The following is a 13,456-nucleotide window of genomic DNA, read 5'->3' as shown; positions in this document are numbered from 1 at the left end:
ACCGGTCAGTTGGAAGGAATAAACAATCGAATAAAGGTCATCAAACGAATGGCGTACGGTTACCGGGACAGCGAGTTCTTCTTCATGAAGATCAAGAGCGTCTTTCCCGGCAATCCGTGAAGAACCATTTTTTATGGGCGGGTGAATCACTCGAGAAGGGTCACCGGCATTCCAATCTCGAGTCGCCCAATGCCGTCATTGACTAGGTTCTGGCCGAAAATCGCGCCATCCTCAGTCTTGCGATAAGTCTCCAGCGTTGCAAAAGGCTCGCGGTCGGCGCTGCGTTCGCCGGTGTGCGGGTCGATGGTGGTAAGAATGCAGCGCGAGCACGGCTTGACCGCACGGAACTCCACATCGCCAATACGCAGGCGTTTCCAGCCGTCTTCGGCGAAGGCTTCGCTGCCTTCGATCACGAGGTTGGGACGAAAGCGCAGCATTTCCATGGGGCGGCCGATGCGTTGCGAGAGGTCGTCCAGGGAGGCCTGGCTGATCACGAGCAAGGGGTAACCGTCGGCAAACGCGACCTGGTCATCGTCCTTGCCGTAACCGGCCTGGGTGGTACGGGCGCGTTCCAGGGGGATGTGTACCAGTCGCGTCGGTTTGCCGATAAAGTCACTGACCCAGGCAGCCGCAGCGTCGCCTGCGTCCGGCACACGCAGGGTGTCCCGCCAGATGGTCACACCACGCAACTCGTCGTCGCTGGCCGGCAGCGCCACGTCCAGCGGCGTGTAGCCAGGCGAACTCAGGGTGAGGCCACCGCGGCTGTTCCAGAGCGCCGACAGTTGGCTCATCTTAGCCACGGCGCGCTGTGTGAGGAAACGCCCACTGGCTTCATCCACCAGCATCCAGCGTCGATCCCCGTCCACACCGAGTTTATCCAGGCCGACCTGTTGCAGTATTTCGGCCTTGCCAGACTTCAAAGGGTAACGGTACAACGCGCTGAGACGAAGCATGGGCCTGCATTCCTTGACGAGCAAAGACCATACTATAACCGCTCACTACACGGCGGGCACTTCGTCCAGCATCAGACGTTGGCGCACCACATCCACCAGCTTGTCAGGCTGGAACTTGGACAGGAAGTTGTCACAGCCGACCTTCTTCACCATCGACTCGTTGAAGCTGCCCGACAACGAGGTGTGCAGCACCACGTAGAGGCTGCGCAGGCGTGGGTCATTGCGGATCTCGGTGGTGAGGCGGTAGCCGTCCATCTCGGGCATTTCGGCGTCGGTGAAGATCATCAACAGCTTGTCGGTCATCACCTGGCCGTTGTCGGCCCAGGCCTTGAGCATGTTCAATGCCTTGAGACCATCGCTGGCGATGTGCATCTTTACGCCCAGTTGGCCGAGGGTGTCGCGCAGTTGCGAGAGGGCCACGTTGGAGTCATCCACCAGCAGCACTTCACGGCCACGGGCGCGTTCCAGCACGGGGTCTTCGAGTTTTTCACGGGAGACCTTGGCGTTGTACGGCACGATCTCAGCCAGGACTTTTTCCACGTCGATGATTTCCACCAACTGGTCGTCGACCTTGCTGATGGCGGTGAGGTAATGCTGGCGCCCGGCGCTGGCTGGCGGCGGCAGGATGGCTTCCCAGTTCATATTGACGATGCGTTCCACGCCGCCCACCAGGAACGCCTGCACCGAACGGTTGTACTCGGTGACAATAATAGTGCTGTTGGGCCCCGGCACAAGCGGGCGCATGCCGATGGCCTGGGACAGGTCGATCACCGGCAGCGTCTGGCCCCGCAGGTTGACCACGCCGCATACGAACGGGTGGCGTTGCGGCATCAACGTCAGCTTGGGCAGTTGCAGGACTTCCTGCACCTTGAACACGTTGATCGCGAACAGCTGCCGCCCGGCCAGGCGGAACATAAGGATCTCAAGGCGATTCTCACCCACCAGTTGCGTGCGTTGATCTACCGTGTCGAGAATGCCGGCCATTAAAAGCTCCTGATGCGCTAGGGGATTGTGCAGTTCACATAACGGTTGTTATCGGCGGCGAGCGCCAGACCTTGACCCCTGTAAAATGCCACGTAAATGCATTGATGTCACACTGACATCATGGTTTACTGCTCGGGCTCTACAAATAGCGGTGCAGCGACGTTGCGCGACATTAAGTTCGACGCAAGGTTCCGCCATGTAAGGGATTCCCCTATGCACAATCAGGCCCAACCTGATATTCGCAATATCTAATAGCCATTAATGTGACGCCATTCTCAATGCATGAATGGAGTCAGGCTTTTGTTTGCCATCCCAAGCCCTCAGCACGCGGGTCTTTCAGACACTCAGATGTCGGCACTTGAAGGTGTGCAATTGACCCCGTTCACCAGGGCCGCGCACAGCCGTCGCTGTCACTCTAATAAACGTCCTACTAAAATCTCAGAACCAACCTACAGATTTCAGTCATATTTCAGCGCTACTTTTAAGCCATTCACCCGGTGCGACATCTCATCACCCGACCTTATGTTGTGGAGACTTGCATGATGAACGACGGTAGAGAGTGGCAACTTGCACTTCCCGAATTCCTGCACGAGGCGGAAAAGCTGCTGGCCAAATCGGAGGAATGCCTGAGCCACCTGCATTTGATCCGAAACGACAGTGACGCCATCGACTGCATAAAGGTCAGCCTGATCAAGCTCGCCGAGAGCGCCGATGACCTTGCACTGCAGGCGATCAGCGAGTTCTCGCGGCATATCCAGTACCTGATCGCCAACGCCGAGAGCCCCTTGCAGTTGCATGATCAAGCCTTGGACGCCTTGGAAGAGTGCTTGACATTGCTCGCCTGGCAGCTGGAGCTGATTGATGTAAGAACCGGCCAACTGGCATTGGATGAAGCGGAGCAAACGACGCTGATTGCTACGGTAACTCTGCATATTCCACAAAAGGATTTCAGCTTTAAACCTCAGCAGCGAATGCACAACATGTCTTGAGCGGATATCAGGTCGTGTATGAACCGGAAGTTATCTAAAAACGCCCCCCCACCCATCAAATGGAATTGAATCCCACTCACGCAATATCAATTAGCCAGTAACGGTAATAACGATACAAATTCACGGAAACAATATAACCCCTCACTTCATAAACTCCGGGAATACCGCCTGGAACATTTGCACGTTTAACAACCCATCCAGGCGACCAACGGCAATAGTGGTGGTATTATGCCCCGCTCGAAGTGCGCCCCCTTCATCATGCTTGAAAATGATTCGATAACGCATTCCAAACAGAGCCCTGTCAGCCGCCATGACCGGTCTTCCCGCAGCGAACCCTCATTGGCTCCATCCGCTATGTACGCCAGCCTCAAGACACTCATCGCAAGGTCCGCGTCCCGCAGCAATGCACGCCATTTGATCCTCGCCCTGTGCCTTGGCTCGCTGTTGCTGAGCCTCTGGACCTATACCCGTTCCGCGCCACTGCCGCTGCTGGTGATTGTGCTCAACCTGGCCATCCTGCTCGTGGTGGGCCTGCAACAGTGGCATTCGCGCAAATCCATCAAGTTCCAGCCCCAGGAACTGGCCGACCGCCTGCTGCAAGTCCAGGAAAACGAACGCCACCGCCTCAGCCGCGAGCTGCATGACGATATCGGCCAACTGCTCACCGCCGCCAAGCTGCAAAGCGAATGGCTCAAGCGCCGCCTGCCGGACGACCTGCAAAGCCAGTGCACGGTGCTGTGCAACACGCTGAATGAAACCCTGGCCAAGGTGCGCGACGTGTCTGCCATTCTCAACCCTCGCCAGCTGGCCAACCTGGGCCTGGAAGCCAGCCTGCGCGCGCACCTGCTCAAGACCCTGGAAAATACCCAGGTGTGCTGGAGCCTGGAATGCCAGCAACGGCTGACCGGTATCCCGGAAGAAATGGCGCTGGCGGCCTTTCGAATCACCCAGGAAGCGGTGACCAACATGCTACGCCACGCCCAGGCGGGTAACCTGCTGGTCCACCTGCAACGCCTGCCCGAGGGCCTCTCGCTGAGTATCTGCGATGACGGCCAGGGTTTTTCGCCGGCCATCAACCCTGCCTTGGAAGGCCAACGGGGCATGGCCGGCATGTCCGAGCGGGTTGATCAGCTTGGCGGTTCATTATCCGTCAGCAGCCAGCCAGGCAAAGGGACACGGATCAACGCGCTTTTCCCCTGGGCGCCCCGCGCCCTCGATCGGGCCAGTTCCCCTAAGGTTATCGAGTGACCTGCAAATTACTCCTGGTGGATGACCACGCTTTGATCCGGGCCGGCGTACGCGCGCTGGTCCAGGACATTCCGGGCTACACCGTCATCGGCGAAGCCAGCGACGGTGCACAGCTACTTGAGCAGTTCAGCGCCTTGCTACCCGATATCGTGTTATTGGACCTGTCGATGAAGCACACCGGCGGCCTGGATGCCTTGCAGCAACTCAGGCGGGCCTACCCCAAGAGCCGCGTGCTGATCCTGTCGATGCACACCGACCCGGAATTGATCATGTGCGCGCTGGAATCCGGCGCCCATGGCTACCTGCTCAAGGACACCACCGCCAACGAGCTGGAACACGCGCTGCTGGCCTTGCGCAACAACGAACGTTACCTGAGCCCGGCGATTGCCCACACGGTGATCAACCAAGCGCTGGTGCGTAGCCAGGGGCCCGCCACGCCCGCCGCGCACAGCCATAACCTCACGGCGCGGCAGCTGGAAATCCTGCGCTTGATCGTGCGCGGCAAGTCCACCCGGGAAATCGCCCACGGCTTGGGCTTGAGCATCAAGACCGTGGAAGCGCACCGCTCGCAAATCATGAAACGCCTGCAGATTTTCGACGTGGCCGGCCTGGTGTTATTTGCCGTGCGCGAGCAGATCATCAGCCTGGACGACTAACGGCGAATCCACCGGCAGGTGCACGCGCAAGGCCTTGGGCAAGGCCTCGAAGTGCAGGTCGTCGCCCTTGAGCGGTTCGCCGTCAAGGTTGATGTACAGGCCTTCAGCCCGTCTGATTTCGACCCATGGCAGGCGTGCCCGAACAAACATAGTGTCCAAGCCCCAACCATTGTTCATCAGCTCGCGAAGCGTGCCGACCACTTCCTGCGGCGCGGGCAGGATACTGACGTCCAGCAGGCCATCATCCGCCATTGCACCGGGGCATAGCTCATGCCCACCACCCGCCTGGCGACCGTTGCCGATACCCAAAGCGAGCAACTCGCCCTTCCAGTGAAAATCGGGACCATCCAGCTCGGCGTAGGCGGCCTTCAACTCGCTGAAACGCGACAGGCCGGTGAACAGGTAAGCGGCACCGCCGAGCACCTTCTTCAAATCGTCGGAAGTATTGGCAGTGACCTGGCTGCCAAAACCGCCGGTGGCCATATTGAGGAAAATTTGCTCGCCCACCTGACCGAGGTCGATGGCCCGTGGCGGCACGTCCAGCAGCGCCAGGGCCTGGGCGGGTTCCAGCGGCACACCGGCAGCCTTGGCGAAATCGTTGGCGGTGCCCAAGGGCATCAGCACCAGGCTGGCGTCGGTTTTGGCCTGGGCCATGGCTTCGGCCACATCACGCAAGGTACCGTCGCCGCCGCCAGCGATGATATGGGTGTAGCCGTCTGTGAGGGCTTCCTTGACCAGGCGCTGGGCGTCACCGCCCTCCCACGTCACCCGCACGGCGAGCTCGCCGCCCTGCTCGCGCCGGGCCTTCACCGCGTCGCGCACATCCTCGTTGAGGGCTTGCTTGCCGTGGAGGATCAACAGTGCCTTGGGGGTGGTCATGGGTGAGTTACTCCTGGCTTCAAAGGTGCTTGAAGGATGTGGACCTTTGGCGCGGAGAAAAAAGCCATGGAATGGGAAAATAATTGGATGACTGAGTACATATCCGTTACCTAAAAAACGGATATGCACTCAAAACCCAATCAGCTCTTATGCAGCTTACTCATCAACTGCGCCTCAGCCTGAGTCAACCCACACGACTGCGTCAGCTCATCCACCGTAGCCCCCATCCCCACCAACTTGGCGGCCTGGGCAAACGACAGACTCGATGGATCCCGCTGCTCAATCTGCGCCAGCTTATCCGGCAACGGCGCAAGAATCGCGCGCAGTTCATGCACCTCATTCCCAACCTTCACCGCACTCTGCTGGAAATGATCGACCCGCTTTACCAACTCAAGCACGCGCCGGTCACGCACAGCATCGCGCTCGGCCTGCTGCAATAACAACTCGCGTTGCTGGCGCACATAGCGCAGCAGAAATGCCAACGTCCCGGCCCACAACAGGGCCAGGACAACTACCGCTGCTTCAAGAAACAATCAGATGTTCTCCAGATCCGACCATTCTTCTTCGCTCATCATCTTGTCCAGCTCAACCAGAATCAGCAGCTCGCCGTTCTTGTTGCACACGCCCTGGATGAACTTGGCGGACTCTTCGTTACCCACGTTCGGCGCGGTTTCAACTTCGGATTGGCGCAGGTAGACCACTTCGGCCACGCTATCGACCATGATCCCGACCACTTGCTTGTCGGCCTCGATGATGACGATACGCGTATTGTCATTGACTTCGGTGGACACCAAGCCGAAACGCTGGCGGGTGTCGATCACCGTCACCACGTTGCCGCGCAGGTTGATGATGCCCAGCACGTAGCTCGGTGCACCCGGTACCGGGGCGATCTCGGTGTAGCGCAGCACTTCCTGCACGCGCATCACGTTAATGCCATAGGACTCGTTGTCCAGTTTGAAGGTAACCCATTGCAGGATCGGATCATCCAAACCTTGTGCGGACGCTGACTTGTTCATACCACTGACCCCTTCAAATGCCGTTTTACACGGCGTGTGTGCTTCGCTGACCACATTCACATGCGGCCCTTATTGTTCAATCAACTACGTTTAGTTATTGGCATCGACTTGGCGGCGCCACTGGCGATCAACTCGGCCAGTTCGGAAACATCAAGCAACGCGCACATGTGTTCAATCACGGTGCCCGCCAGCCAAGGCCGTTGACCCCGATGGCTGCGCCATTTGATTTCGTTCGGGTCCAGGCGCAACGAGCGGCTGACTTGATGCACGGCCAGCCCCCACTCGTAGCCCTGCACCGAGATCACGTATTGCAAGCCTTGGCGGAAGTCATCACGGTAGCGGTCAGGCATGACCCAGCGCGCGGTATCGAGGACTTTCAAGTTGCCAGCCTGGCTGGGCAGGATGCCGAGGAACCACTCCGGTTGCCCGAACAGTGGCGTCAGTTCCTGGCCTTCCAGTGAATAAATCGAGCCCAGGCACACCAGCGGCACCGCCAGGGTCAACCCGGCGACGTCGAACAGCAGGCATTCAAACGGCTCTGCAGCCCAGCTCGGGCGGCCATCACCGGTCACCGGCGGCGGCGTGATGCTCGGCGGCAGGTGCACGTCCACCACCGGCTCGACCACGACGGGTGCGACCACCACAGGCGCGACCACAAGCGACGTAATCGGCACCACGACCTGCGCATCTCGGGCTTGCTCTTCCAGTACCGCCAACTGGAATTCATCCAGCACGGCTAATGGTTCAACAGCCGGCTCCAGCACCAGGATAGGTTCCGGCAGTTCTTCCGCGGTCGCATCCTGCAGCAAGGCATCCAGGTAGGATTCCAGTGCCAGTTGCGGCCGGGTCTTGAGTTTGGTGGGCCGGTTCATCACGCCACCTGCGCCACAAGCTGCTGGGACAGCAGGTGCTTGAGCAATGCGCGGTAGGCAAGTACGCCACGGCTCTTGCCGTCGAACTGCGACGGTGTGAGGCCTGCACGGCTGGCGTCACGCAGGCGCGTGTCCACCGGGATGTAGCCGTTCCAGATGGTGTCCGGGTAGGCATCGCGCAATACGCGCAGGGTGCCGAGGGACGCCTGGGTACGACGGTCGAACAAGGTCGGCACGATGCTGTACGGCAGCGCCTGCTTGCGCGAGCGGTTGATCATCGCCAGGGTGCTGACCATGCGCTCCAGGCCTTTAACCGCCAGGTGTTCGGTCTGCACCGGGATCACCAGTTGTTGGCTGGCTGCCAGGGCGTTGACCATCAACACGCCAAGCAACGGCGGGCTGTCGATGATCGCGTAATCGAAGTCCTGCCACAGTTGCGCCAGGGTCTTGGCAATCACCAGGCCCAGCCCACTCTGCCCCGGCGACTGGCGCTCCAGGGTGGCCAGGGCGGTGCTGGAGGGCAACAAGGAAATGCTTTCGTTGCTGGTAGGCAGCAGCAGTTGGCCCGGCAAATCGGCCGGCACGCTGCCTTTGTGCAGGAACAGGTCGTAGTTGCTGTGTTCCAGCGCATCCGGGTCGTAGCCGAAATAGCTGGTCATGGAGCCGTGAGGGTCCAGGTCCACCACGACCACACGCTTACCCGCCTCAGCGAGCAAACCGGCTAAGGCGATGGAGGTGGTGGTCTTGCCGACTCCACCTTTTTGATTGGCAACTGCCCAGACTCTCATTCGGTTGGTTCCTCCCGGCGGGCACAGGCGCGACCGAGACATTGCATTGGGTTATTGAGCCGGCGACGGAGAATTGACGGCACTCTGACGAACCGGCGGCTTTGCAAGTGCCGGTGCAGTTTGTGTGCCAGCCCGCCTCAACGCGGCATCCGGAGTTGCATTGGCGGTGCCGGTACCGGTCAGGCTGCGGCGCACATCCAAGTTGCGCGACACCACCAGCACCACCCGACGATTGCGTGCGCGGCCTTCTACCGTGGCGTTATTGGCCACCGGCTGGAACTCGCCGTACCCTACCGACGCCAAGCGCCCGGGGTTCACGCCCTGCATCGCGAGCATGCGCACGATGCTCGACGCCCGTGCTGCCGAAAGCTCCCAGTTGGTCGGGTACTGCGCGGTGGCGATCGGAAAATTGTCGGTAAAGCCTTCAACGTGGATCGGATTTTCGAACGGCTTCAGAATCGCCGCTACCTTATCAATGATGGTGAATGCCTGGTCGCTGGGCATCGCATCGGCGCTGGCGAACAGCAGGCTGGAATTAAGCTCGATCTCCACCCACAACTCATTGCCACGCACGGTCATCTGATTGGAACGGATCAAGTCGCCAAACGCAGCACTGATGTCGTCGGCGATGCTTTTCAGCGGATCGCTGGTGCCACCCACGCCAGCAGCGGTTTCATCGCTGTCGTTGACCAGCGGCTTGGCCGGGGTCACGGTCTTGGGCCGTTCTTCGCCGATCGGGATCGGCTTGAGGGCGCGGTCGGCGTCGTTGAACACGCCAATCAGCGCCTGGGAAATGACTTTGTACTTGCCTTCGTTAATCGACGAGATCGAGTACATCACCACGAAAAACGCGAACAGCAAGGTGATGAAGTCCGCGTAGGACACCAGCCACCGTTCATGGTTGACGTGTTCTTCAGGCTCGCGACGGCGACGGCTCATAATCGATATCTCCCATCAATCCATGAAGCCCTGGAGCTTCAATTCGATGGAGCGCGGGTTCTCGCCCTCGGCAATCGACAGAATGCCTTCGAGCAACATTTCGCGGTAACGCGACTGGCGCATGGCAATCGACTTGAGCTTGCTGGCCACCGGCAACAGCACCAGGTTGGCACTCGCCACGCCGTAGATGGTGGCGACAAATGCCACGGCAATGCCGCTGCCCAGTTGCGATGGATCGGCGAGATTGCCCATCACGTGGATCAAGCCCATCACCGCACCGATGATGCCGATGGTCGGCGCGTAACCGCCCATGCTTTCATAGACTTTGGCGGCGTTGATGTCACGGCTTTCCTGGGTGTAGAAATCCACTTCCAGGATGCTGCGGATCGCTTCCGGCTCGGCGCCGTCCACCAGCAACTGCAAGCCTTTGCGCGCGTAACTGTCGGGCTCGGCATCGGCCACGCCTTCCAGGCCCAGCAGGCCTTCCTTGCGTGCGGTGAGGCTCCAGTTGACCACGCGGTCGATGCCGCCTGGCAGGTCCACGCGAGGTGGGAAAATGATCCATATCAGAATTTGCATGGCGCGCTTGAACGAGCTCATGGGCGACTGCAGCAACGCCGCGCCCACAGTGCCGCCGATCACGATGAGCGCCGCCGGGCCGTTGGCCAAGGCGCCGAGGTGGCCGCCCTCAAGGTAGTTGCCGCCGATGATTGCGACAAACGCCATGATGATGCCGATCAGGCTCAAGACATCCATCAGAGGCAGGCCTCCACCAGATGCTTGCCAATATCGTCCAGGCTGTAAACGGCGTCGGCCAGGTCCGCTTTGACGATGGCCATGGGCATGCCATAGATCACACAGCTGGCTTCGTCCTGCGCCCAGATGGCGCTGCCGCCCTGCTTGAGCAGGCGCGCGCCTTCACGGCCGTCGGCGCCCATGCCGGTGAGCACCACCGCCAGAACTTTGTCGCCGTAGGACTTGGCGGCCGAACCAAAGGTGATATCCACGCACGGCTTGTAGTTCAGGCGCTCATCGCCCGGCAGGATTTTGATCGCACCACGGCCATCCACCATCATCTGCTTGCCACCCGGGGCCAGCAGCGCCAGGCCAGGACGCAGGATGTCGCCATCCTCGGCTTCCTTGACGCTGATGCGGCACAACTTGTCCAGGCGCTCTGCAAAGGCCTTGGTGAAGGCGGCAGGCATGTGCTGGATCAACAGGATCGGCGCCGGGAAGTTGGCCGGCAGTTGGGTCAATACGCGTTGAAGGGCAACCGGGCCGCCCGTGGACGTACCGATAGCAACCAGCTTGTAGGCTTTACGCTTGGGTGCAGGCGAATGCGCACTTGGCGCAGACGCACGTGTCGGCACCACGGCAGGCCGTGCAACGGAGGTCGAGGCTGGGGCTGGGCGACTGAATGAGGAACTAGCGGGTGCAGCTGGGGCCACCACCGGTGCAGGCGCTGGCGCACTGAACAAGCTGCGACGGTTACTGCGCGAAATGCTGTGCACCTTCTCGCACAGCATCTGCTTGACCTTCTCGGGGTTGCGCGAGATGTCTTCGAAATTCTTCGGCAGGAAGTCCACCGCGCCAGCGTCCAACGCGTCGAGGGTCACTCGGGCGCCTTCGTGGGTGAGCGAGGAGAACATCAATACCGGGGTCGGGCAGCGTTGCATGATGTGCCGAACTGCCGTGATGCCATCCATCATCGGCATCTCGTAGTCCATGGTGATCACGTCCGGTTTCAACGCAATGGCTTGATCAATCGCCTCTTTACCGTTGGTGGCCGTGCCAACCACCTGGATCGTTGGATCGGCGGAAAGAATTTCCGAGACGCGGCGACGGAAGAAACCCGAATCGTCCACCACCAGGACCTTGACTGCCATAAACACTCCGTTAGGCGGGGCGGGCTAACCGCCCTGCCCCACCAGAATCAAATACGCCGAGCGGCGTAACGCTTGAGCATGCTCGGAACATCGAGAATCAGCGCGATCCGACCGTCACCGGTGATGGTCGCACCCGACATGCCCGGGGTTCCCTGCAGCATTTTGCCCAAAGGCTTGATGACCACCTCTTCCTGGCCAACCAACTGATCGACGACAAAGCCGATACGCTGGGTGCCCACGGAGAGAATCACCACATGGCCTTCGCGCTGCTCTTCATGGGCAGCCGAAGCGACCAGCCAGCGCTTGAGGTAGAACAGTGGCAACGCCTTATCGCGCACGATCACCACTTCCTGGCCGTCCACCACGTTGGTGCGCGACAGGTCGAGGTGGAAGATCTCGTTGACGTTGACCAACGGGAAGGCGAAGGCCTGGTTGCCCAGCATCACCATCAGGGTCGGCATGATCGCCAGGGTCAACGGCACCTTGATGACGATCTTCGAGCCCTGGCCCTTGGTCGAGTAGATGTTGATTGAGCCGTTGAGCTGGCTGATCTTGGTCTTCACCACGTCCATGCCCACACCGCGGCCAGACACATCGGAAATCTCGGTCTTGGTCGAGAAGCCCGGGGCAAAGATCAGGTTGTAGCATTCGCTATCGGTCAGGCGGTCGGCGGCGTCCTTGTCCATCACGCCACGCTTGACCGCGATATTGCGCAATATGGCCGGGTCCATGCCTTTGCCGTCATCGGTGATCGACAGCAGGATGTGGTCGCCCTCTTGCTCCGCCGCCAGGATCACCTTGCCGCCACGGGACTTGCCCGAGGCTTCGCGCTCTTCCGGGGTTTCCACGCCGTGGTCGACGGCGTTGCGCACCAAGTGGACCAGCGGGTCGGCCAGGGCCTCGACAAGGTTCTTGTCGAGGTCGGTTTCTTCACCCACCAGTTCCAGGTTGATCTCTTTCTTTAACTGGCGCGCCAAGTCGCGAACCAAACGTGGGAAGCGGCCAAAGACTTTCTTGATCGGTTGCATCCGCGTTTTCATCACCGCGGTTTGCAGGTCGGCAGTCACCACATCCAGGTTCGACACGGCCTTTTGCATGGCTTCATCGCCGCTGCTCAGGCCCAGGCGCACCAGGCGGTTACGCACCAGTACCAGTTCGCCGACCATGTTCATGATGTCGTCCAGGCGCGCGGTATCAACGCGCACGGTGGTTTCGGCTTCACTGGCAGGTTTTTCCGCAACCGGTGCGGCGGCGGCACGCGCTGGCGCCGGCGCTGCGGTCGGTGCTGAAGCAGGCTTGGCCGCCGGTGCTGGCGCAGCGGCTTTGGCAGCCACCGGTGCAGCCGTGGCGACTGCAGCGGCCGGGGCAACTTCGGTGAACTTGCCCTTGCCGTGCAATTCGTCAAGCAGCGACTCGAATTCGTGATCCGAAATCAGGCCATCAGCGCCGGGGGCGGCGCTGGCAGCCGGTGTTGCAGCCGGCGCAGCGACCGCCGGCAAGGCGTCGGCCGCAAAGGTGCCCTTGCCATGCAGTTGGTCCAGCAACGCTTCGAACTCATCGTCCGTGATGTCGGTGCTGGCGGTAGCGGCAGGCGCTTGCGGCGCAGCAGCAGGCGGCACGGCGTCGGCCGCGAACTGGCCTTTGCCATGCAACTGGTCGAGCAGGGATTCGAACTCAGCGTCAGTGATGTCTTCGCTGGTTGGCGCGGCAACAGGCGCAGGCGGTGCTTCTGCCTCGGCCTTCACGGCACTGAGGGAGTTGAGCAACTGCTCGAACTCGCTGTCCGTCACGTCCGGCTCGGCCTCAGCCACTGGCTCGGGCGCCGCTTCTGCTACCGGCGCAGCCGACAGGTCGGCGGGCTCCGCATAACGTGCCAGCGCAGCCAACAGTTCCGGCGTGGCCGCGGTGATCGGGGCACGTTCGCGGACTTCGCTGAACATCCCGTTGACCGCATCCAGTGCTTCGAGAATCACGTCCATCAACTCCGAATCAACGTGACGCTCCCCCTTGCGAAGGATGTCGAACACGTTCTCGGCGATGTGGCAGCACTCCACCAGCTCATGGAGCTGGAGGAAGCCGGCGCCCCCTTTTACAGTGTGAAAACCGCGAAAAATTGCATTGAGCAGGTTCGCATCATCTGGTCGGCTTTCCAGCTCGACCAGCTGTTCGGACAGTTGCTCTAAAATTTCGCCGGCCTCTACAAGGAAATCCTGAAGGATTTCTTCATCGGCGCCGAAGCTCATGTG

The 13,456-nt window shown here is 60.4% G+C and carries 16 protein-coding genes; 4 read left to right on the top strand and 12 right to left on the bottom strand.

The features are described from left to right. Positions 1–120: transposase (locus tag AACY52_RS18830; RefSeq protein ID WP_141228961.1), on the top strand; the 120-nt coding region annotated here is incomplete at its 5' end. A gap of 26 nt (positions 121–146) precedes the next feature. Here the strand turns inward: AACY52_RS18830 and AACY52_RS18825 are convergent. Beyond that, positions 147–953 carry an MOSC domain-containing protein gene (locus AACY52_RS18825; RefSeq protein WP_339427409.1) on the bottom strand — a complete coding sequence of 269 codons (807 nt, stop codon included), beginning with the start codon at positions 951–953 and terminating at the stop codon, positions 147–149. A 45-nt stretch (positions 954–998) separates the two neighbouring features. After that, the gene (locus AACY52_RS18820; protein ID WP_339416582.1) at positions 999–1,937 is read right to left on the bottom strand and encodes a chemotaxis protein CheV; all 939 of its coding nucleotides are present in this window, start codon (positions 1,935–1,937) and stop codon (positions 999–1,001) included. A 539-nt stretch (positions 1,938–2,476) separates the two neighbouring features. On the opposite strand from AACY52_RS18820, the gene AACY52_RS18815 reads away from it, so the two are divergent. Continuing rightward, positions 2,477–2,926, top strand: a complete 450-nt coding sequence (locus AACY52_RS18815; protein ID WP_339427408.1) for a hypothetical protein — start codon at positions 2,477–2,479, stop codon at positions 2,924–2,926. A 141-nt stretch (positions 2,927–3,067) separates the two neighbouring features. On the opposite strand, the gene AACY52_RS18810 is transcribed toward AACY52_RS18815, so the two are convergent. Beyond that, the gene (locus AACY52_RS18810) at positions 3,068–3,238 is read right to left on the bottom strand and encodes a hypothetical protein (protein WP_339560696.1); all 171 of its coding nucleotides are present in this window, start codon (positions 3,236–3,238) and stop codon (positions 3,068–3,070) included. Between the two features lie 42 nt (positions 3,239–3,280). Here AACY52_RS18810 and AACY52_RS18805 point away from each other — a divergent pair, with 42 nt between their 5' ends. Both AACY52_RS18805 and AACY52_RS18800 read left to right on the top strand, forming a co-directional pair. Beyond that, a complete protein-coding gene (locus AACY52_RS18805) occupies positions 3,281–4,174 on the top strand; it encodes a sensor histidine kinase (protein WP_339416759.1) in 894 nt (297 codons plus the stop codon). Then, positions 4,171–4,830: a response regulator transcription factor gene (locus AACY52_RS18800; RefSeq protein ID WP_339416585.1), complete on the top strand. Its 660-nt coding sequence runs from the start codon at positions 4,171–4,173 to the stop codon at positions 4,828–4,830. The genes AACY52_RS18805 and AACY52_RS18800 overlap by 4 nt, the downstream gene beginning before the upstream one ends. Here AACY52_RS18800 and yegS read toward each other — a convergent pair. The 9 genes from yegS to AACY52_RS18755 form a co-directional block, all read right to left on the bottom strand. Beyond that, a complete protein-coding gene (gene yegS / locus AACY52_RS18795; protein ID WP_339438368.1) occupies positions 4,789–5,709 on the bottom strand; it encodes a lipid kinase YegS in 921 nt (306 codons plus the stop codon). The two genes, AACY52_RS18800 and yegS, sit on opposite strands and share 42 nt — an antisense overlap. A 140-nt stretch (positions 5,710–5,849) precedes the next feature. Next, a complete protein-coding gene (locus AACY52_RS18790) occupies positions 5,850–6,242 on the bottom strand; it encodes a DUF2802 domain-containing protein (protein WP_339416587.1) in 393 nt (130 codons plus the stop codon). Beyond that, a complete protein-coding gene (locus AACY52_RS18785; protein ID WP_339416588.1) occupies positions 6,243–6,725 on the bottom strand; it encodes a chemotaxis protein CheW in 483 nt (160 codons plus the stop codon). 80 nt (positions 6,726–6,805) lie between these two features. After that, positions 6,806–7,597 carry a CheW domain-containing protein gene (locus AACY52_RS18780; protein WP_339416589.1) on the bottom strand — a complete coding sequence of 264 codons (792 nt, stop codon included), beginning with the start codon at positions 7,595–7,597 and terminating at the stop codon, positions 6,806–6,808. Continuing rightward, a complete protein-coding gene (locus tag AACY52_RS18775) occupies positions 7,597–8,385 on the bottom strand; it encodes a ParA family protein (RefSeq protein WP_015885168.1) in 789 nt (262 codons plus the stop codon). The genes AACY52_RS18780 and AACY52_RS18775 overlap by 1 nt, the downstream gene beginning before the upstream one ends. Positions 8,386–8,436: 51 nt before the next feature. Continuing rightward, positions 8,437–9,324 carry a flagellar motor protein MotD gene (gene motD, locus AACY52_RS18770; protein WP_339416591.1) on the bottom strand — a complete coding sequence of 296 codons (888 nt, stop codon included), beginning with the start codon at positions 9,322–9,324 and terminating at the stop codon, positions 8,437–8,439. Between the two features lie 15 nt (positions 9,325–9,339). Then, the gene (locus AACY52_RS18765; RefSeq protein WP_033900785.1) at positions 9,340–10,080 is read right to left on the bottom strand and encodes a flagellar motor protein; all 741 of its coding nucleotides are present in this window, start codon (positions 10,078–10,080) and stop codon (positions 9,340–9,342) included. Then, positions 10,080–11,210: a chemotaxis response regulator protein-glutamate methylesterase gene (locus AACY52_RS18760; RefSeq protein WP_339416593.1), complete on the bottom strand. Its 1,131-nt coding sequence runs from the start codon at positions 11,208–11,210 to the stop codon at positions 10,080–10,082. Before AACY52_RS18760 ends, AACY52_RS18765 begins: the two co-directional genes overlap by 1 nt. Positions 11,211–11,257: 47 nt before the next feature. After that, on the bottom strand, positions 11,258–13,453 hold the full coding sequence (locus AACY52_RS18755; protein ID WP_339427406.1) for a chemotaxis protein CheA: 2,196 nt from the start codon (positions 13,451–13,453) through the stop codon (positions 11,258–11,260). Positions 13,454–13,456: the final 3 nt, after the last annotated feature.

This window comes from Pseudomonas sp. EA_65y_Pfl1_P113 (assembly GCF_963970525.1).
Lineage (GTDB): Bacteria > Pseudomonadota > Gammaproteobacteria > Pseudomonadales > Pseudomonadaceae > Aquipseudomonas > Aquipseudomonas tritici.
This window is presented reverse-complemented; position numbering and strand designations above follow the sequence as displayed.

Bases quoted from the DNA above. Each gene is read 5' to 3' on its own strand.
- AACY52_RS18825 (WP_339427409.1), bottom strand. From the start codon at position 953: ATGCTTCGTCTCAGCGCGTTGTACCGTTACCCTTTGAAGTCTGGCAAG.
- motD (WP_339416591.1), bottom strand. From the start codon at position 9,324: ATGAGCCGTCGCCGTCGCGAGCCTGAAGAACACGTCAACCATGAACGG.
- AACY52_RS18765 (WP_033900785.1), bottom strand. From the start codon at position 10,080: ATGGATGTCTTGAGCCTGATCGGCATCATCATGGCGTTTGTCGCAATC.
- AACY52_RS18805 (WP_339416759.1), top strand. From the start codon at position 3,281: ATGTACGCCAGCCTCAAGACACTCATCGCAAGGTCCGCGTCCCGCAGC.
- yegS (WP_339438368.1), bottom strand. From the start codon at position 5,709: ATGACCACCCCCAAGGCACTGTTGATCCTCCACGGCAAGCAAGCCCTC.
- AACY52_RS18775 (WP_015885168.1), bottom strand. From the start codon at position 8,385: ATGAGAGTCTGGGCAGTTGCCAATCAAAAAGGTGGAGTCGGCAAGACC.
- AACY52_RS18815 (WP_339427408.1), top strand. From the start codon at position 2,477: ATGATGAACGACGGTAGAGAGTGGCAACTTGCACTTCCCGAATTCCTG.
- AACY52_RS18820 (WP_339416582.1), bottom strand. From the start codon at position 1,937: ATGGCCGGCATTCTCGACACGGTAGATCAACGCACGCAACTGGTGGGT.
- AACY52_RS18755 (WP_339427406.1), bottom strand. From the start codon at position 13,453: ATGAGCTTCGGCGCCGATGAAGAAATCCTTCAGGATTTCCTTGTAGAG.
- AACY52_RS18785 (WP_339416588.1), bottom strand. From the start codon at position 6,725: ATGAACAAGTCAGCGTCCGCACAAGGTTTGGATGATCCGATCCTGCAA.
- AACY52_RS18760 (WP_339416593.1), bottom strand. From the start codon at position 11,210: ATGGCAGTCAAGGTCCTGGTGGTGGACGATTCGGGTTTCTTCCGTCGC.
- AACY52_RS18810 (WP_339560696.1), bottom strand. From the start codon at position 3,238: ATGGCGGCTGACAGGGCTCTGTTTGGAATGCGTTATCGAATCATTTTC.
- AACY52_RS18780 (WP_339416589.1), bottom strand. From the start codon at position 7,597: ATGAACCGGCCCACCAAACTCAAGACCCGGCCGCAACTGGCACTGGAA.